This is a genomic window from Streptomyces sp. NPDC102274 (assembly GCF_044766385.1).
GTDB lineage: Bacteria > Actinomycetota > Actinomycetes > Streptomycetales > Streptomycetaceae > Streptomyces.
On the sequence record NZ_JBIWLW010000017.1, the window covers coordinates 1 to 19,086 of the forward strand.

Sequence of the window (19,086 nt, forward strand, 5' to 3'; positions counted from 1 at the left end):
AGCGGGAGAAGCCGCGTACGAGCGCCACCGCGACGGCCATACCGACCGCCGCCGAGACGAAGTTCTGGACCGCCAGACCACCGGTCTGCACCACATGGCCCATGGCCTGCTCGCCGTAGTACGACTGCCAGTTGGTGTTGGCGACGAACGACGCCGCGGTGTTGAACGCCTGATCCGGATCGATCGACGCGAAGCCCAGTGAACCGGGCAGGCCGCCCTGCACGCGCTGCAGCAGGTAGAGAAAGAGAACGCTCGCCGCTGAGAAGGCGAGCACCCCGCGGAGATACGCCGGCCAGCGCATCTCCGCGTTCGGATTGGCACCGATGGCCTTGTAGATCCACTTCTCGACCCGCAGATGCTTCGTCGAGGAGTAGGTGTGGGCCATGAAGTCGCCCAGTGGGCGGTACACCAGAGCAAGCGCTCCTATCAGCGCGAGCAGCTGGAGCACACCAGCGAGTACGGGGCTCATATCGGGGCTCAGAACCTCTCCGGGTACAGAAGGGCGAGGACGAGATAGCCCAGCAGAGCGACGGCCACGACAAGGCCGACGATGTTCTCGGCGGTCACAGCTTTGCCACCCCCTTGGCGACAAGCGCCACCAGCGCGAAGATCGCGACCGTGATGACGACGAAGGCCAGGTCGGCCATCGTGAGCTCCTGAAAGAGGTTCGGGAATGAACGGACCTCTAGAGGAGAGCCTGTTCGCAGTCGGATGAACACATCGTTGACGCGTCCCATACGGCCACAGACCCGCCTTTTACGCGCCTCTTATGGCTGAGGCCGGACGCCCGTCGTCGTCGGCATGTACCGCTCGGGCCCGGCTGAGCCCCACGTCGTCGACAAGAACGTCCACGGGCGGGTCCTGGCGATCTCTTCGGCCGTCGCCCCACCCCTGAGAGCCACGTGAAGTCGGCGGCGTAAGGAAAGCGTCAAGTACGCGGCACCGACCGTAAGAGCACCGTCAACGAGAGACGGGAACCTCGAACAACGGAGTTTCCTCAGGACGTCCGTTGCGTTCCGAGCCCCGATATGGGTCCCGTCCTCAACATCGCGAACATCGCACTCAAGGAACTCACAGCCAAGTGACCGTGTTACCGCAGGGGGCAGCAGCCGACCGTCCGGGGCAGGTCCCCGTACCACCGGCTCCCGCCCAGGCTTCGAAAGCGCACAACTCCCGTGCACCCGAGGACAGTCGAGCATCCGAGCAAGGCGGTGCACCCGGGCAAGGCGGTGCACGGATGCCCCGGGTGGTGGTGGTAGAGGACGAACCACAGCTCGCACGGGCTCTTGAGATCAATCTGAGAGCACGGGGATACGAAGTGACGGTCGCACCGGACGGAAGAACCGCGTTACGGCTCGTCTCGGCGACCCCGCCCGACGCCGTCCTGCTGGACCTCGGACTGCCCGACATGTCCGGTATCGAGGTGCTGAAAGGACTGCGCACCTGGTCCCAGGCCCCGGTCCTGGTGGTCTCGGCCCGCAGCACGTCCGACGAGAAGGTGGCCGCGCTCGACGCGGGCGCGGACGACTACATCACCAAACCCTTCGGCATGGAGGAACTCCTCGCCCGCCTCCGGGCCGCGACACGGCGAGCGAATCCCCCCTCGCGCTCCGACGGCACCGCGGTCGTCACCGCGAACGGATTCACCCTCGATCTGCTGACGAAGAAGGCGCGACGCGACGGGAACGACATCCGCTTCACACCGACCGAATGGCATCTGCTGGAAGTCCTGATCCGCAACCGCGGGCGGCTTGTCAGCCGGCGTCAGTTACTCCAGGAGGTCTGGGGACCCACCTGTCGGACACAGAGCAACTACCTCCGTGTCTACATGGCGCACTTGAGGCGCAAGCTCGAAGCGGATCCGTCGCACCCCCGGTGTCTCATCACCGTGCCGGGCATGGGCTACCGGTTCGAGGTGTGATCGCCCTCGACCACAGACGACTTCACCACAGACGACAGAGATCGGAACCATGGCCCGAGGCAAGCTCCGCATCTATCTCGGCGCCGCGCCGGGCGTCGGCAAGACCTACGCGATGCTGTCCGAGGCGCACCGGCGTACCGAACGGGGCACCGACTGCGTCGTCGCGTACGTCGAGCATCACAGCCGGCCACGTACGGAAGTGCTGCTGCACGGTCTGGAACAGATCCGGCGCCGCGAGATCGGATACCGGGGCACCGTCTTCACCGAGCTGGACGTGGACGCGGTCCTGGAGCGCCGCCCGGCCATCGCCCTTGTGGACGAACTGGCCCACACCAACGTCCCCGGCTCGCGCAACACCAAGCGCTGGCAGGACGTCGAGGAACTGCTCGACGCGGGCATAGATGTCATCTCGAACATCAACATCCAGCACCTGGAGTCGCTCGGGAACATCGTCGAGTCGATCACCGGGGTACGGCAGCGCGAGACCGTCCCCGACGAGGTCGTCCGGCGGGCCGACGAGATCGAGCTGGTCGACATGTCGCCCCAGGCCCTGCGCCGCCGGATGGCCCACGGCAACATCTACAAGCCGGACAAGGTCGACGCGGCGCTCTCGCGCTACTTCCGCCCCGGAAACCTCACCGCCCTGCGCGAGCTGGCCCTGCTCTGGGTCGCCGACCGGGTCGACGAGTATCTCCAGGAATACCGGAGCGAGCACGGTGTCTCCAGAATCTGGGGCTCGCGTGAGCGCATCGTCGTCGGACTGACCGGCGGGCCGGAGGGGCGTACGCTGATCCGCCGCGCCGCCCGGCTGGCCGAGAAGGGCGCCGGCGGCGAAGTGCTCGCGGTGTACGTGGCGAGAAGCGACGGTCTGAGTTCCGCCTCGCCACGGGAACTGACCGCTCAACGCACCCTGGTCGAGGAACTCGGCGGCACCTTCCACCATGTCGTCGGCGAAGACGTGCCGGCGTCGCTCCTGGCCTTCGCCCGGGGCGTCAACGCCACTCAGATCGTGCTCGGTTCAAGCCGCCGCAAGGCATGGCAGTACGTCTTCGGCCCCGGCGTGGGGGCGACCACCACCCGCGACTCCGGGCCGGACCTGGACGTCCACATCGTCACCCACGAGGAGGCCGCCCGGGGCCGCGGTCTGCCGGTGGCACGCGGAGCGCGACTCGGCAGGGCCCGGATCGTCTGGGCCTGGCTGGTCGGCCTGGCCGGCCCGGTCCTGCTGTCGACGCTGCTGACGAACATCGACACGGACCTCGGTCTCGCCAACGACATGCTCCTGTATCTGTCGCTGACGGTCGCCGCGGCCCTGCTCGGCGGACTCCTCCCGGCGCTCGCCTCCGCAGCTCTGAGCTCGGTCGTCATCAACTGGTTCTTCACTCCGCCGATCCACCGCCTCACGATCGCCGACCCGAGGAACATCCTCGCCATCGCGATCTTCGCGCTGGTGGCGGTCGCGGTGGCCTCGATGGTGGACCTGGCCGCCCGCCGCACCCAGCAGGCGGCACGCCTGCGGGCGGAGTCCGAGATCCTCTCCTTCCTCGCGGGCAGTGTGCTGCGCGGTGAGACGGCCCTGGACGCCCTCCTCGAACGGGTCCGCGAGACCTTCGCCATGCGATCGGTGGCGCTTCTGGAACGGGCGAGCGACGTCGAGCCCTGGACCCTCGCGGGGAGCGTCGGCCCACGGCCGGCGGGCCGTCCCGAGGACGCGGACGTCGACATGCCGATCGGCGACCACATGACACTCGCGCTCACCGGGCGAGTGCTGCCGGCCGAGGACCGCCGGGTGCTCGCCGCCTTCGCCACTCAGGCAGCCGTCGTACTCGACCGCCAGCGCCTCCTGGGCGAGGCGGAACAGGCACGCCAGTACACCGAGGGCGACCGTATCCGTACCGCGCTGATGGCCGCCGTCAGCCATGACCTGCGGACGCCGCTCGCCGGCATCAAGGCGTCCGTCACATCGCTTCGCTCCAACGACGTGGACTGGTCGGAGGAGGACGAGGCGGAGCTGCTGGCAGGTATCGAACACGGCGCCGACCGCCTCGACCACCTGGTGGGCAACCTGCTCGACATCTCCCGGCTCCAGACGGGCACGGTCACACCCCTCATCCGCGAGATCGATCTGGACGAGGTGATTCCGATGGCGCTCGGCGGTGTACCCGAGGACAGCGTCGTCCTCGACATCCCGGAGGACCTGCCGGTGGTCTCCGTCGACCCGGGACTCCTGGAACGCGCGGTCGCGAACATCGTGGAGAACGCGGTCAAGTACAGCCCGGCCGGTGAACGGGTACTGGTGTCGGCCAGCGCCATCGCCGACCGCGTCGAGGTGCGGGTGGCCGACCGGGGACCGGGCGTCCCGGACGAGGCCAAGGGCCGGATCTTCGCACCGTTCCAGCGGTACGGAGACACCCCCCGCGGCGCCGGAGTGGGGCTCGGCCTCGCGGTGGCCCGCGGATTCACCGAGGCGATAGGAGGCACCCTTGAGGCCGAGGACACCCCGGGCGGCGGCATGACCATGGTCCTCACTGTGAGAGCGGCGCCCGGCCACACGCCGAAACGCCCCGGCCGCGCAGCCACGGCGACGTCCGAGACGTCCTAGCGAGACGACCCAGCGAGACGGCCTGGAGAGACTTCCCGGAGAGACGTCCGAGAGACGGCTCGGAGAGACGGCCTCGGAAGGGGACTCCTCGGGCGACGGCCGGGAACGCGGCCCTCAGTCGTCCGCCAACTCCCGTGTGTCCAGCGGCATTCGCCGGGTGATACTGCGCTGTATGGCGTCGAGCCCGTCCTGCAGCGGCGAGGGCGGTACGGCCAGTACGGGGCAGCAGGCGTGGGCGACGACGTAACGGGGGACCGAGGGCCACAGTGCCCGCCGCAGCCGCCCACGCACCCCGGCCCCGACCACCAGCAGGTCATCGGGGTCGCACGCTGTTTCCACCAGGGCGGCACCCGGTGTACTCCGTACGGCGAGGCACTCCAACGGGACTCCGGGACCGGCCGTGCCGAAGGCCTCGTCGAGCGTCCGCAGCAGCCGCTCGACGGCCAGCCGCCGGCACTCGACGAGCATCGAGGAGACCGACGGACCCCGGTGCCCCAGCCCACCGCTGGGTGGTGCCCAGGCCAGCACGGCCCACAGTTCGCCATCGGCGCGCCGTGCCTCCGCCGCCGCCCGGTGCAGCGCGGTGAGGCTGCCCGGCGTCCCGCTCACCCCGACCACGACGCGCCGTCCACCGGTTCCGTCCATGACGCCATCACTCCGTCCAGCCGTACGTCGAATCCGTTTCCTCCTGTCATGGAAAGCCCGGACGCCCCGGCGGGCAGGACTCTTTGTCGTCTCACTGATGCCTGAGCGTGGAACCCTGACGGCGGCATGACGTCCGCGCGGACCTGGGCGACGCGGACGGCCGCGGCGCCCCGGACCGGAGTACCGGAACGGCCTCGTACCGCGTCAGTGTTCCGTCAGCGCCTGCCCGCTCGCCGTCAGCGTCGCGTCATGAGGTATCGGCGGGGTGCGCTCCGCGGGCATAGCGTGAACGCCGCGCCCCGGCCGACCCGGCCGAGCCGCGGCTTCACGTCCTTTTCCAGGATCCTCCAGGAGGAATCCCATGACAGAACCCGTGTGCGGTGAAGACCCGGATCCTTCCCAACGTCTCCCGGCCGGACCGCTCTACGTTCCTGTCCGGCCGGGGCCCACGGGATGTGCGACCCGTCTGTTCCGCACTCCTCTCGGCGGCCGTACCGCCGTCGGCTTCACCAGCGAACTCCGGCTGACCACCACGCTCGGCGCGGAGCAGCCCTGGATCAGACTCGCCGAGCCCGCGCTGCGGGCACTCATCGCGCCGCTGGGGGTCACCACCGTCACGGTGGACCCCGGGCTCTGCGCACCCGCCGCCACCCGGGAAGCACCCGAGGTGTCCGCAGCGTCCGCGGCGTCTGCGGCGTCTGCGGCGTCTGCGGCGTCTGCGGCGTCCGGGCGACGTGAGGGCGCGGCCGCCTGGCGCGTATGGGATGCGCGGACCGTCGGAGTCATGCGCGTCACCGGAGCCGCGGCTGTCGTGGAAGCGCTCGCTCTGTGGATCGGTTGAGGGGGACAGACACGGCGTCCCCATCGAAGCCGCGCCGGAAAACCGGCCCTTTGGCTTCGTCGCGCCGTCCGCTGATCAAGCCCTCGCCGTGGGTCGTCGGGCCATAGAGCCTGTCGGTCCAGCTCTGATCGATCGGGCGGCCACACGCCCTGGCGCCCGGGGTGGCTCCGGGTTGGCCGCGTAGGCAGGCGCACAGGCTGGTGCTTCGCGTTCCGACGCGGAGCCCGGCCTGTACGGCTGCCGAGCCCGCCCCCGTGAACTCATGGCCACCGTCGCACAACCGCCTCGTACTCCGCCCCGCACCGACGGTCCGGAAACAACTGTCGCGAATGTTCACTTCGACGGTCGGACCGGTTGGCTGGCAGGCGGTTGTCCGGACAAGCCGAACGCGGATCATACTTCCTATGAGTTCGTCCCGGTATCCGGAGATAGCCCACGAATTGGCGGCCGAACCTGCCGACTACGCCCATGGAACGTCCACGACGGTCACCGCGGCGGGAGCCGTGCCGCGTGCGCTGGTCAAGTCGGTTCGCGGGATTCCCCTTCCGACGTGATGCGAGGGCTGGGTATCGAGAGCAGCCGGCAGGCGTCCCGGGTGGTGTTGGTACGGGATGGCCGGATCGTTCGGCAGGGCACTCCCGAGGAGATCCTGGAGGAAGCGATATGAGTACGGGACTGGTCGAACCGTCCGCAAGCGGTTGGAGGCTGGGCACTCCCCCGGACAACTACGTGTTGGGGCACGTGCGCGCGGTCCTTGAGGACCGGGTGCTGGAGAACGCGCTGGTTGCCGTCAGGGATGGCGTGATCGCCGCGGTGGAACCGCATCCCGCCGGAATGGACGTCGATGTCGACGGCCAGGGATTGCTCTGCCTGCCGGGTTTGGTGGACGTGCACAGCGACGGCCTGGAGAAGGAGAGGCTGCCTCGCCCGGGAGCCGAACTGCCCATCGAGTTCGCCCTCTTGTCCTTTGAGGGCAAACTGCGCGCGGCCGGTGTCACGACGGTGTTCCACGGCGCGGCCTTCGAGCAGAGTCACGGCCGCGAGCTCTCCCGCAGTGTGGACACCGCGGAGCAGATCTGCCGGGTGGTCGAAGACCACCCGGCAGACATGGTGGACCATCGGATCCTGCACCGGCTCGACGTGCGCTGCCCGGAGGGACTGGCCGCGCTGCGCCGCAGGATCGACACCGTCAGCGGCGTCGCCCTGGTGTCACACGAGGACCACACGCCAGGACAGGGCCAGTACGCCGACCGCGGCTACTACGAGCGGTATCTGCAGGGGACGCGGGGGATGTCCCCGGAAGAGGCTCGCCGACACGTCGACCAGCTCATCGAGGACCGGAACGGCCGGTTGGATGTGCGGGAGGAGGCGTTCGAGTACCTCGGCGAGCAGGCCCGAGCCGGCCGGATACGACTACTGGGCCATGACCCCGGCTCGGCCCGTGAGATAGCGGCTCTGGAGGCACGCGGTGGTCAGGTGGCCGAGTTTCCCACCACGTTGGACGCCGCCGAAGCCGCACGGGAACGCGGCATGCCCACGGTCATGGGCGCCCCGAACGTCCTTCGCGGAAACTCCCACAACGGCAACGCTTCCGGCCGGGAACTGGTGTCCCGAGGTCTCGTGACCGCATTGGCCTCGGACTACCTGCCGTCGGGGTTGCTGGCGGCAGCGCTGCTGCTCGCCGAGGAAGGGATGGCCACGCTGCCGGCCGCGATCGGACTGGTGACCGCCGGAGCCGCCGACGTGGCCGGGTTGCCGGACCGGGGCCGGCTCGCGCCGGGGCAGCGGGCGGATCTCGTCCTCGCCGCTCCCGGGCGTCCGTGGCCGGTCGCCGCCGCGGTACTGCGGGCGCGTTCGGCGGGTGAGGCCTCGTGAGCGCCACGATCTTGTGGCCTGTTCCCGATCCCGCACTGCCCCCGGTGCCCACGCTGAAGGAGGATTCATGAACCCATTGACCGGCCGTCAACTGGCCGAACTGATCGACAGCCTCGCCGGCCTGCCCTATGGCGGGGAGGCTGTCGACCAGCGCACGCACGCCTTGCAGGCCGCGTGGCTCGCGGCCGAAGCCGGCTCCGACGACGAATTGGTGGTGGCCGCCGCGCTGCATGACATCGGCAGGGCCACGTCGGTACGGGCGGTATATCCCGACCTGCCCCACGAGTTGGCCGGCGCCGCCTTCGCGAGGCAGCACATCAGCGAGCGGGCCGCCTGGATCATCGCTCAGCATGTGCCGGCCAAGCGTTATCTGGTGGCCACGGACCCGGTCTATCACGACCAGCTCAGCCCGGCGTCGGTCGCGTCACTGAAGCGGCAGGGCGGCCCGATGGACGAACGGGAAGCGGCGGAGTTCAGCGCACACCCGATGGCTGCCGCGGCCATCGCCCTGCGCCGGTGGGACGACGAGGCCAAGGACCCGGACGGACCCGTGCTCAAGATGGCGGACCTGCTCGCGGCCCACGAGCGGTGCGTTGCGCCGGTTCCCGGCGCAGAAGGCTGCCCGACCTGTACGGAATGAGAATTGTGGCCGCCGCAGGAGGGATCGATCTTGTTCAGGAGCGGTTCACCGGAGTGGTATTCAGGAGAACCTGTCATGGACACTCCCGTCGGGGATGCTGTCGGCAGCCATCACTCGGCCGTGTCGGCACCGCGTCGACAGCTCGCCGAGTCATCCGAGAGGACGCACATGGATAATCTGCCATCGCGCGGAGCGGGTAGGTCGGCTCTGGCGTATTTCAAGCAGAAGCAGTCCTGGCTGGGGGCGCTGGTCGGCGCCGCGGTCCTGACTGTGGTGTTGCCGGCGTCAGTGGCTCACGCCGAGAATCTGCCGAACCTGCCCCAGAACGCCGGGGGTTATGAGGCGTCGTTCTCGCCCGCGTATGACTACGACGGCGATGGCTGCTACCCCGTTGCCGCCATCGCACCCGACGGAGCGCTGAATCCCGGTCTGAACACCTCGGGCGCGGTCAATGGCAGCTGCCGCGATCAGTCCGACTTGGACCGGACCCAGACCTACGCCCGCTCGAAGTGCAACAACGGATGGTGTGCAGTCGTATACGCCAGCTACTTCGAGAAGGACCAGGCCCTCCCCGGCAGCGGACTCGGTGGTCACCGCCACGACTTCGAGCACGTGATCTCATGGATCAACCAGGCGTCCAACCAGGTTGAATACGTCACGACCACACAGCATTCCAGCCAGCAGACCTACCCGCGTTCGCAGGTACTCTTCGACGGTTCCCACCCCAAGGTCGTGTACCACAAGGACGGTCTCGGCACCCACTTCTTCCGGCTTGCCAACGGTAACGACGAGCCGGCGGAGAACCATTATCACAACTGGCGCCAGCCCCCCATCGTGGACTGGAACGGGTGGCCCAGCACCGCTCTGCGGGACCGTCTGATGAACGCGGACTTCGGGTCGGCCACCATCAAGACCACAGACAAGGACGACCGCTTCCGGAACCTCCTGAATGCCTCCAAGCCGTCTGGTACCCCCTTCGATCCCTGGGCCTGACAGTAGGACTCCGGAACTACGGAGGCCGCCGGACAGCGTGAGGTACGACGACGCCGCGCATGGTGCGGTGTGAGATGAGTGCAGCCGGAGAGCCGGGCAGATCACCGGCGCGCCGGTTGCCCAGGGCGTGTTGCGAAAGTAGCGCCGCCCGCGCCCAGCGCGGGACCCGCGGCGCCCGGTGCGTGCGATCGCAAGGCGGAGGACCAGCCTTGTGGACGGACCGGCCATACCTGGCCGACTCCCCCGACGCGGCACGTGTGCGTGCCGGGCGTCGCGGGCCGGGCGGGACTTCCGCAACACGCCCTGTTGACGGCGAAGTCGAGGACGTGCCGCGGTGATCTCGATGTGCTCCCGCAGCCCTTCGGCACCCCGGTCCTCGGAGGCCGCGTACACACCGGCCGGGACGACCACGGCTCGCGAAAAGGAGACGCCCTGAGCCTTCAGTCCGGAGGCCGGAGCACCGGGGCGTCGGTGTGTTGGGGGTGGGAGAGCTCAAATTGCGAGCCTTTCGGTGCTGAGCGACGCTGGAGGGAATGAATCCTGCTCCGCGTAGCCTGCCTGTTCGCACCGTTGGTCGACCAGACCGGCCCCCGTAGCGGCGGTACCACCGCATGCCGCACAGGCATGGGGAAGGCTTCCGCCGAGGGCACCATTCGGCATCGTTCGGTAGTGGTTGACCAGGACAGGAAAATCCGCCGCGGTCCGCCGACCGGCCGCAAGTGACACACGAGCGGGGCCCGCGACAGGCCAAGCATCCGAAGTACCCGGGGCGACACGATCCCAACGGAGGCGTTCCACCATGTCCGTACAGCATCGAGAAGACACCACCGCAACTGTGCCCGCCGCGGACAACTGCGGCAGTCCGGACGACGGCAAGGGTTTCTATCTCTGGCTGCAGGTTCAGAAGTGCAGTCCGTCGTCGCCCAACCCCTGTGTCTCATGCGACCAGAGAACAGCTGTGATGAACGGCGGGAGCCCGGATCACTACCTGCTGGTCGCCCGCGACCGGGTGAAAGGTATCGAGTGCGAGAAGGTGACGTCCGGCACGGACTACTGGCTGGCCGCGGCGAATGAGATCCACAACTTCTTCAAAGCGACGAACGGCGTAGGACTGGGCATCAACTCGCAGTCCGCCCGCCAGGAGGAACAACTGCACATCCACATGGCCCTGTTCGTACCCCAGGCCCAGGCAGACCTCGAACTCAAGAAAGACAGCATCCCGTACGGGTGGGACGGGTGGAAAGGCGAGACCATGCTGGTGAGGGGGCGCGACGAAACAGCCCCCCACAACTACCGCGTGATGAAAACCAGTCAGCTCACCACCAATCTCTTCGCGCAACTGAGAAAACATGTGGTGCCGGCAGATCGTATGTCACTCCAGACAATGATTCTGATCCCCCGGCTGAAGGAAACCGGGTTCTACGTCCTGAACAGCGAGGCCGATCTCCCTTCCCTCCGCAATGGCACCAGCACCTGTGACCACCTCCTCATCGACAGCTGACGCGAGCGTGGCTCGTGAAGGGCGCCGGAGACGACGTGGGCCTGATGGTCCGGCGAGGCAGTTCGGGCGCGTTCACCGCACGGGCTGAGATCCTTCCGGACCCGCACGACAAAACCCCACACTCTCAGAGAGAGTGTGGGGTTTTGGTTGGTGTCCGAGGGGGGACTTGAACCCCCACGCCCGATAAAGGGCACTAGCACCTCAAGCTAGCGCGTCTGCCATTCCGCCACCCGGACGAGTGGTCGAGCCGCGGTCCGTGCCCGCGGCGACAGGGACAACGATACCAGGGGATGGAGGTGGCCCTCACCCGCATATCCCGTGGTCAGGGGTCCACGGCCGCCCGCTCTCCGGCGTCCCGGACCCCCGCGCGGGGTGCCCGGAAAGCCTCCGGTACGGAACGTCGCGAGACCGGCACGGACCGTCGCCGCACCGTAAGAAAATACGTGAGGAAGGGGGTGCCGAGCGCTCTCCTCCGGGGGGACAGGGAGCGCTCGGCACCGTAGGGGTTATGGCATCAGGTGGTAGTCCGGGAAGTTGCCCGGCGGGCGCTCTCCCGACGGGCCGTCCGTCACCGCTCGTACGAGGAGTTCACCGCCGACGAACGCGCCGCGCCAGGAGTGGCCGAAGCCGCCGAAGAGCTCGTCGCGGTCCCCGCGGGAGCGGGGTTTGCAGTGGCCGGTCTTGAAGGCACGGATCTGGGGGGAGAGCCGCGCGTAGGTGGCCGGGTCGTCGGTGGAGAGGGTCGCGACGAGGGCGCCGTTCGAGGCGTTCATCGCGGCCAGCAGTTCCGCCTCCGTATCGACCAGGACGATCGTGTCGACCGGGCCGAAGGGTTCTGCGTGGTGCAGCGGGGAGGACGGGGGCGGGTTGAGCAGCGTGACGGGCGGGAGGTAGGCGCTGGTGTCCTGGCCGGGCAGGAACAGTCCGTCCTCCAGTGTTCCCTGGTGCAGCGGGACGGCGCCGCGGCTGATCGCCTCGGAGACCTGGTCGTTCAGCTCCTTGGCCTTGGCCGCGTTGATGAGCGGTCCGAAGTCCAGTTCCGGCAGCGGGTCGCCGGGCTGCTCGACCGCGAGGGGGTGCCCCAGGCGGATGGAGCGTACGGCGGGAAGATAGGCGGCCAGGAAGTCCGCGAAGAGCGAGCGCTGGACCACGAAGCGCGGGTACGCCGTGCAGCGCTGCTTGCCGTAGTCGAAGAGTTTGGGGATGACTCCGGTCAGTGAGGGCCAGTCGCTGAAGTTCCAGATGCCCCAGGTGTTCAGCCCCTCCTGTTCGAGGATATGCCGTTTGCCCAGGTCAGCTACTGCGGTGGCGATCCTGGCACCGGTGTCGCGGCCTCCGACGAAGGAGACGCAGCCGATCTCCGGCGCACGCACGAGCGCCTCGGAGAGTTCGCCGCCGCTGCCGCTGACCAGAGTGAGGGGGATGCCCTCACGGACGGCGAGCGCGCAGGCCAGGGTCAGACAGGCCACTCCCCCGTCGGTCGGCGCCTTGGCGATCACCGCGTTGCCGGCCAGGGCCTGCACCAGCATCGCGTGGATCAGGACGGACATCGGGTAGTTCCAGCTCGCGATGTTGGAGACGGGGCCCGCCAGCGGGGTCCGGTCCGCCAGCATCGGTTCGATTCCGTCCACGTACCAGCGCACGCCGTCGATCGCACGGTCGACGTCGGCCTGGGCGAGCCGCCACGGCTTGCCGATCTCCCAGACAAGGAGGAGTGCGAGCAGTTCGCGGTGTTCGGTGAGCGCGTCGAGCGTGGCCGTGACGCGGGCCTTGCGCTCGGCCAGTGGGACATCCCGCCAGGCCCGGTGGGAGTCCAGGCAGGCGCGCACCGCCTGCTGGGCGGTTTCCGAGTCCAGCCGGGGCGGGCCGGCGATGGGGCTGCCGTCGACCGGGCTGGTGGCGGGCAGCGCGCGGCCGTCGGACTGCCAGGAGGCGGCCCAGAGGTTGCGCACACGGTCGTCCTGGAATGCCTCGGGCGCCACGGCGAGGCAGCGCTCCCAGGCGTCCGACCAGGCAGTTCCCGGCTTGAGTATCAGGTGGGGATTCGTGAGGGTGGGTGCCATTCGAGGGTCTCCGCTCTAGGGGGGCGGGGGTTGCATGGCTCGGATCTCGTCCGAAGTGAATCGTGGACCGGATGGGAAGAGGCACACACTCCCTCTAATTATGAGTGACGTCGCGCGAAGCCGCGAGGCGGTCGAGTACCAGTCGCGCGGTCTCCGAGGGGGTCGAGCCGACCCGCACGCCGACCGCCTCCAATGCCTTCTTCTTGGCCTCCGCGGTGCCGGAGGAACCGGAGACGATCGCGCCGGCGTGTCCCATCGTCTTGCCTTCCGGCGCGGTGAATCCGGCGATGTAGCCGATGACCGGCTTGGTGACGCGCTCGGCTATGTAGGCCGCCGCGCGTTCCTCCGCGTCGCCGCCGATCTCCCCGATGAGAACGATCAGTTCTGTGTCCGGGTCGTCCTCGAAGGCGGCGAGGCAGTCGATATGGGTGGTGCCCACGACGGGATCGCCGCCGATGCCGACCGCCGAGGAGAAGCCGGTCTCCCGCAGCTCGTACATGAGCTGGTAGGTCAGGGTGCCGGACTTGGAGACGAGTCCGATCCGGCCGGGCTTGGCGGCGATGTCCGCCGGGATGATGCCGGCGTTGGACTGCCCGGGGCTGATCAGTCCGGGACAGTTGGGGCCGACGATCCTGGTGCCCCGCTCCCTGGCGTACGCCTGGAAGGCGACGGCGTCATGGACGGGGATGCCCTCGGTGATCACGACCGCGAGCCCGATCCCGGCGTCCGCGGCCTCGATGACCGCGGCCTTGGCGAACGGCGGCGGTACGAAGACGACGGTGACGTCCGCGCCCGTCGCCGCCATGCCCTCGCTCACCGAGCCGAAGACGGGCACGACCCGGTCGTCGAAGTCGACGGTGCGGCCCGCCTTGCGCGGGTTGACGCCGCCGACGATGTCGGTCCCGGCGGCGAGCATCCGCCGGGTGTGTTTCATGCCCTCGCCGCCGGTCATGCCCTGGACGAGGACCTTGCTCTCCTTGGTCAGGAAGATCGCCATGGTCTGTCGCTCCCTTGTCCGACGTCTATCCGACGTTCGCGAGTACGGCGGCCTGCCGGGCCGCCCCGTCCATGGTGGTGACCTGTTCCACGAGTGGATGCGCACGGTCCGCGAGGATCCTGCGGCCACGCGCCGCGTTGTTGCCGTCGAGGCGCACCACGAGCGGCTTGGTCAGCCGTACCGAGTCCAGGGCCTGGACGATGCCCTCGGCGACGGCGTCGCAGGCCGTGATGCCGCCGAAGACGTTCACGAACACGGACTTGACCGCCGGGTCGGAGAGGATGACGGACAGGCCGTCCGCCATCACCTGGGCGGACGCCCCTCCCCCGATGTCGAGGAAGTTGGCGGGGCGTGCGCCGCAGCCGGCGACCACGTCGAGGGTGGACATGACGAGGCCGGCGCCGTTGCCGATGATGCCGACCTCGCCGTCGAGCTTCACGTAGTTGAGCCCCTTGGCCGCCGCGGCGGCTTCCAGCGGCTCGCCGTGTTCGTCGTTCTCCCGGTCGCCCCAACGTGATTGTCGGAAGCGAGCGTTGTCGTCAAGTGTGATTTTGCCGTCGAGGGCGAGAATCAGCCCATCTTCGGTACGGACCAATGGGTTGACTTCGACCAGAAGGGCATCCTCCCGGACCACCACCTGCCAGAGGGCCTGGAGTACGGGGACGGTCTCGGGCGGTAGCTGAGCGGCCTGCGCGATCTCCGCCGCCTTTGCTTCCGTGACCCCTTCCGCGGGGTCGACGGGGACCCGCGCCACCGCCTCCGGGCGGCTCGCGGCGATCTCCTCGATGTCCATGCCGCCCTCGGCGGAGGCGATCGCGAGGAAGGTGCCCGCGGCCCGGTCGAGGACGTAGGAGACGTAGAACTCCGCTTCGATATCCACTGGTTGAGCGAGCATCACCTTCCTGACGGTGTGGCCCTTGATCGTCATACTGAGGATCTGACGGGCTGTCAATTCGGCTGCCGCCGGGTCGACCGCGAGCTTCACCCCGCCCGCCTTGCCCCGGCCTCCGGTCTTCACCTGCGCCTTGACGACGACCCGGCCGCCGAGCCGTTCCGCGGCGAACCGGGCCTCCCTGGCCAGCTCCACCACCTCGGCCTCCGGCACCGCGATGCCATGGTCCGCGAAGAGTTCCCTTGCTTGGTGCTCGAACAGATCCATGTCGGCTTCCTTTTTGACGAAAGTGCCGCACGCCCCCTGGACACCATCCACTGGATGCGGGATAACAAGCTTCATACAGTATTCGTCGACTGTATGCAATGTACCGAGAGGGCGACAGCCCTCCCCTATGCGAAGGGACAGGGGCCTCCTCATGCCGGACCGAAACGCACGCCCCCGTACCCAAGGACCAGACCAGGTACAAGTAGAGGAGCCCCTCCATGCCCCAGGCTCTTGAGACCCCTCAGACCCCCGCGTCCGCCAAGGCACTGTCCGGCGTACGGGTACTGGACATGACGCATGTTCAGTCCGGCCCCTCCGCGACCCAGCTGCTCGGCTGGCTCGGTGCGGACGTGCTGAAGGTGGAGGCTCCCACCGGCGACATCACCCGTAAGCAGCTGCGCGACATCCCCGATGTCGACTCGCTGTACTTCACGATGCTCAACTGCAACAAGCGCTCCGTCACCCTCAACACCAAGACCGAGCGCGGCAAGGAGATCCTCACCGAGTTGATCCGCCGCTCCGACGTCATGGTGGAGAACTTCGGCCCCGGCGCCGTGGACCGGATGGGGTTCACCTGGGAGCGCATCCAGGAGATCAACCCGCGGATCATCTACGCCTCCATCAAGGGCTTCGGCGAGGGTCCGTACACCAACTTCAAGGCGTACGAGGTCGTCGCGCAGGCCATGGGCGGCTCGATGTCCACCACGGGTTTCGAGGACGGGCCCCCGCTCGCCACCGGCGCGCAGATAGGCGACTCCGGCACCGGCATCCACGCCGTCGCCGGCATACTCGCCGCGCTCTTCCAGCGTGAGCACACCGGTCGCGGTCAGCGTGTCAATGTCGCGATGCAGCACGCCGTGCTCAACCTCTGCCGGGTCAAACTCCGCGACCAGCAGCGGCTGGCGCACGGACCGCTCGCCGAGTACCCCAACGAGGACTTCGGCGACGACGTGCCGCGCAGCGGCAACGCGAGCGGCGGCGGACAGCCCGGATGGGCCGTCAGATGCGCGCCGGGCGGCCCCAACGACTATGTGTATGTGATCGTCCAGCCGGTCGGCTGGCGGCCGGTCACGGAGCTGATGGGCCGCCCCGAGCTGGCGGACGACCCCGAGTGGTCGACCCCGGAGGCCCGGCTGCCCAAGCTCGGCAAGATGTTCCAGCTCATCGAGGAGTGGACGAGCACGATCCCCAAGTGGGAGGTGCTGGAGAAGCTCAACGCCCACAACATCCCGTGCGGCCCGATCCTCTCCACCAAGGAGATCATCGAGGACGCCTCCCTGGCGGCCAACGAGATGGTCGTCGAGGTCCCGCATCCTCAGCGCGGCACGTTCACCACGGTCGGCAATCCGCTGAAGCTCTCCGACTCCCCCGTCGACGTGGTCACCTCACCGCTGCTCGGTGAGCACAACGAGGAGGTCTACGTCGGCGAGCTGGGAATCGGCGACGAGGAACTGCGCCTGCTCAAAACGAACGGAGTCATCTAGCGGTGGACACCACTGAGGAGTGCCAGAAGGCCGTACGTGTCGTCCTGGACGCCGCGCTGGCCGAGGGACGCACGGCCCTGACCGCGCCCGAGGGCAAGACCATCACCGACGCCTACGCCATCCCCACCCCGGTGGAGGGCCTGGCCGAGTGCGCCGACGAGGCGGTGGCCCTCGCCGACCGGATCGGTTTCCCGGTCGCGCTGAAGATCGTCTCGCCGCAGATCACGCACAAGACGGAGGCGGGCGGCGTACGGACCGGTCTGCGCTCGACCGCGGAGGTGCGCGGGGCGTTCACCGGGATCGTCTCCAACGTGCGGGCGTACGACCCGCAGGCGCGGATCCTCGGCGTACAGGTGCAGCAGATGGTTCCGTCCGGCACCGAGGTACTCGTCGGCACCGTCACCGACCCGACCTTCGGTCCGATCGTGGCGTTCGGTCTCGGCGGCGTCCTGGTGGAGGTCCTCAAGGACGTCACGTTCCGGCTCGCGCCGGCGACCAGGGACGACGCGCTGTCGATGCTCGACGGGATCCGCGCGGCGGAGATCCTGCGCGGGGTGCGCGGCGGCGCGGCCGTGGACCGGGACGCGCTCGCCGATCTGGTGGTCAAGGTGTCGCGGCTCGCGGCCGACTTCCCGGAGATCGCGGAGGTCGACCTCAATCCGGTGTTCGCCTCCGCGAGCGGGGTGATGGCCGCGGACGTGCGGATCCTGCTGGCGACCGAGAAGCCGGTCAGGCGTCGTACGTACACCCGCGAGGAGATCCTCGTCTCGATGCGGCGACTGATGAAGCCCGCCTCGGTGACGGTGATCGGAGCCTCCGGCGAGCCGGGCAAGATCGGTAACGCGGTCATGCGGAACCTGATCGACGGGGGATTTCCGGGAGAGATCCATCCGGTGAACCCCAAGGCCGATGACATTCTCGGCCGTAAGGCGTACAAGAGCGTGATGGACGTTCCGGGCCAGCCCGACGTGGCGGTCTTCGCGATCCCCGCGGAGTCGGTCCCGGCGGCCCTGGAAGAGGTCGGCCGCCGGGGCATCCCGAACGCCGTCCTGATCCCCTCCGGCTTCGCCGAGACCGGCGAGAACGAACTCCAGGCGCGGATCGTGGCGATCGGCGAGGAGTACGGCGTACGGCTGCTGGGGCCGAACATCTACGGCTACTACTCCACCTGGCAGGACCTCTGCGCCACCTTCTGCACCCCGTACGACGTCCGCGGCGGCGTGGCACTGACCTCGCAGTCCGGCGGCATCGGGATGGCGATCCTGGGCTTCGCCAGGAGCACCAGGACGGGTGTCTCGGCGATCGTCGGACTGGGCAACAAGTCGGACCTCGACGAGGACGATCTGCTGACCTGGTTCGGCGAGGACCCGAACACCGAGTGCGTCGCCATGCACCTGGAGGACCTGAAGGACGGCCGGGCCTTCGTGGCGGCGGCGCGCGCGACGGTGCCGAAGAAGCCGGTCGTGGTCCTCAAGGCCGGGCGCACGGCGGCCGGCGCCAGGGCGGCGGGCTCGCACACCGGCGCGCTCGCCGGTGACGACGCCGTATACGACGATGTGCTGCGGCAGGCGGGCGTCATCCGGGCGCCGGGCCTGAACGAGATGCTGGAGTACGCGCGGGCGCTGCCCGTGCTCCCCACTCCGCGGGGCGACAACATCGTCATCATCACGGGCGCGGGCGGCTCGGGCGTACTGCTCTCCGACGCCGTCATCGACAACGGCATGTCGCTGATGGAGATCCCGCCGGATCTGGACAAGGCGTTCCGGGCGTTCATCCCGCCCTTCGGCGCGGCGGGCAACCCGGTGGACATCACCGGGGGCGAGCCACCGGCCACGTACGAGGCGGCGATCAGGCTCGGCCTTCAGGACCCGCGGATCCACGCGCTGGTGCTGGGCTACTGGCACACGATCGTCACGCCGCCGATGGCCTTCGCGGAAGTGACGGCCCGGGTGGTCGCGGAGTTCCGGGCGAAGGGCATCCACAAGCCGGTGGTGGCGTCCCTCGCGGGCGACATCGAGGTCGAAGAGGCGTGTCAGTACCTCTTCGAGCGCGGAGTGGTGGCCTATCCGTACACCACCGAGAAGCCGGTCGCGGCGCTCGGCGCGAAGTACACGTGGGCACGGGCGGCGGGGCTGCTGTGACTCACTCACCAGACTTCCACCGGACGGTCCGGGGGCTGCACCCCGGAAGTGACACCGCCGTGTGGACACGAGCGGCGGGGCAGTTGACCGCAGCTCAGCAGATATTAGTGACGCATCGTCAGAATGATGCGGCGTTAATCCCGTTGGGAGGAAAGTCGATGACCTGACCAAGTCGGGTGGCACGAAAGTTCGGACAGGGGGCGCTGGCCAGTTCTTTCGATGCA

The 19,086-nt window shown here is 68.6% G+C and carries 17 protein-coding genes and 1 tRNA gene; 10 read left to right on the forward strand and 8 right to left on the reverse strand.

The window, feature by feature from the left end:
* The 3 genes from ACIRQP_RS22575 to ACIRQP_RS22585 form a co-directional block, all read right to left on the reverse strand.
* Positions 1–469: potassium-transporting ATPase subunit KdpA (locus ACIRQP_RS22575; protein ID WP_403892840.1), on the reverse strand; the 469-nt coding region annotated here is incomplete at its 3' end.
* 8 nt (positions 470–477) lie between these two features.
* On the reverse strand, positions 478–567 hold the full coding sequence (kdpF, locus tag ACIRQP_RS22580) for a K(+)-transporting ATPase subunit F (RefSeq protein WP_078075662.1): 90 nt from the start codon (positions 565–567) through the stop codon (positions 478–480).
* On the reverse strand, positions 564–737 hold the full coding sequence (locus tag ACIRQP_RS22585) for a hypothetical protein (protein ID WP_403892843.1): 174 nt from the start codon (positions 735–737) through the stop codon (positions 564–566). Before ACIRQP_RS22585 ends, kdpF begins: the two co-directional genes overlap by 4 nt.
* A gap of 500 nt (positions 738–1,237) precedes the next feature.
* Between ACIRQP_RS22585 and ACIRQP_RS22590 the strand changes: the two genes are divergently transcribed.
* Positions 1,238–1,921 (forward strand): response regulator transcription factor, encoded by a 684-nt coding sequence (locus ACIRQP_RS22590; RefSeq protein ID WP_403892845.1) that lies wholly within the window; start codon positions 1,238–1,240, stop codon positions 1,919–1,921.
* 49 nt (positions 1,922–1,970) lie between these two features.
* A complete protein-coding gene (locus ACIRQP_RS22595) occupies positions 1,971–4,523 on the forward strand; it encodes an ATP-binding protein (protein ID WP_403892847.1) in 2,553 nt (850 codons plus the stop codon).
* Positions 4,524–4,637: 114 nt separating this feature from the next.
* On the opposite strand, the gene ACIRQP_RS22600 is transcribed toward ACIRQP_RS22595, so the two are convergent.
* Complete coding sequence (locus ACIRQP_RS22600; RefSeq protein WP_403892849.1) at positions 4,638–5,168, reverse strand: universal stress protein; 531 nt, start codon at positions 5,166–5,168, stop codon at positions 4,638–4,640.
* Positions 5,169–5,529: 361 nt separating this feature from the next.
* Here ACIRQP_RS22600 and ACIRQP_RS22605 point away from each other — a divergent pair, with 361 nt between their 5' ends.
* The 6 genes from ACIRQP_RS22605 (at position 5,530) to ACIRQP_RS22630 (ending at position 11,018) form a co-directional block, all read left to right on the forward strand.
* Complete coding sequence (locus ACIRQP_RS22605) at positions 5,530–6,009, forward strand: SAV_915 family protein (RefSeq protein ID WP_403892851.1); 480 nt, start codon at positions 5,530–5,532, stop codon at positions 6,007–6,009.
* Between the two features lie 404 nt (positions 6,010–6,413).
* Positions 6,414–6,563: a hypothetical protein gene (locus ACIRQP_RS22610; protein WP_403892853.1), complete on the forward strand. Its 150-nt coding sequence runs from the start codon at positions 6,414–6,416 to the stop codon at positions 6,561–6,563.
* Positions 6,564–6,672: 109 nt separating this feature from the next.
* Complete coding sequence (locus tag ACIRQP_RS22615) at positions 6,673–7,884, forward strand: alpha-D-ribose 1-methylphosphonate 5-triphosphate diphosphatase (protein WP_403892855.1); 1,212 nt, start codon at positions 6,673–6,675, stop codon at positions 7,882–7,884.
* Between the two features lie 67 nt (positions 7,885–7,951).
* Positions 7,952–8,524, forward strand: a complete 573-nt coding sequence (locus ACIRQP_RS22620) for an HD domain-containing protein (RefSeq protein WP_403892857.1) — start codon at positions 7,952–7,954, stop codon at positions 8,522–8,524.
* Between the two features lie 75 nt (positions 8,525–8,599).
* Positions 8,600–9,517 carry an NPP1 family protein gene (locus ACIRQP_RS22625; protein WP_403892859.1) on the forward strand — a complete coding sequence of 306 codons (918 nt, stop codon included), beginning with the start codon at positions 8,600–8,602 and terminating at the stop codon, positions 9,515–9,517.
* A gap of 799 nt (positions 9,518–10,316) precedes the next feature.
* Positions 10,317–11,018: a CDP-diacylglycerol diphosphatase gene (locus ACIRQP_RS22630; RefSeq protein WP_403892861.1), complete on the forward strand. Its 702-nt coding sequence runs from the start codon at positions 10,317–10,319 to the stop codon at positions 11,016–11,018.
* A gap of 148 nt (positions 11,019–11,166) precedes the next feature.
* On the opposite strand, the gene ACIRQP_RS22635 is transcribed toward ACIRQP_RS22630, so the two are convergent.
* The 4 genes from ACIRQP_RS22635 to sucC form a co-directional block, all read right to left on the reverse strand.
* Positions 11,167–11,254: transfer RNA gene (locus ACIRQP_RS22635), tRNA-Leu, on the reverse strand.
* Between the two features lie 270 nt (positions 11,255–11,524).
* Positions 11,525–13,081 (reverse strand): aldehyde dehydrogenase family protein, encoded by a 1,557-nt coding sequence (locus tag ACIRQP_RS22640; RefSeq protein WP_403892863.1) that lies wholly within the window; start codon positions 13,079–13,081, stop codon positions 11,525–11,527.
* A 94-nt stretch (positions 13,082–13,175) separates the two neighbouring features.
* Positions 13,176–14,078: a succinate--CoA ligase subunit alpha gene (sucD, locus tag ACIRQP_RS22645; protein ID WP_403892864.1), complete on the reverse strand. Its 903-nt coding sequence runs from the start codon at positions 14,076–14,078 to the stop codon at positions 13,176–13,178.
* Between the two features lie 25 nt (positions 14,079–14,103).
* Positions 14,104–15,237, reverse strand: coding sequence for an ADP-forming succinate--CoA ligase subunit beta (gene sucC / locus ACIRQP_RS22650; RefSeq protein WP_403892866.1), 1,134 nt, complete (start codon positions 15,235–15,237; stop codon positions 14,104–14,106).
* A gap of 218 nt (positions 15,238–15,455) precedes the next feature.
* On the opposite strand from sucC, the gene frc reads away from it, so the two are divergent.
* Both frc and ACIRQP_RS22660 read left to right on the forward strand, forming a co-directional pair.
* Entirely contained in the window at positions 15,456–16,721 is a 1,266-nt protein-coding gene (frc, locus tag ACIRQP_RS22655) for a formyl-CoA transferase (RefSeq protein ID WP_403892868.1), read from the forward strand.
* 2 nt (positions 16,722–16,723) lie between these two features.
* Positions 16,724–18,862, forward strand: coding sequence for an acetate--CoA ligase family protein (locus ACIRQP_RS22660; RefSeq protein WP_403892870.1), 2,139 nt, complete (start codon positions 16,724–16,726; stop codon positions 18,860–18,862).
* Positions 18,863–19,086: the final 224 nt, after the last annotated feature.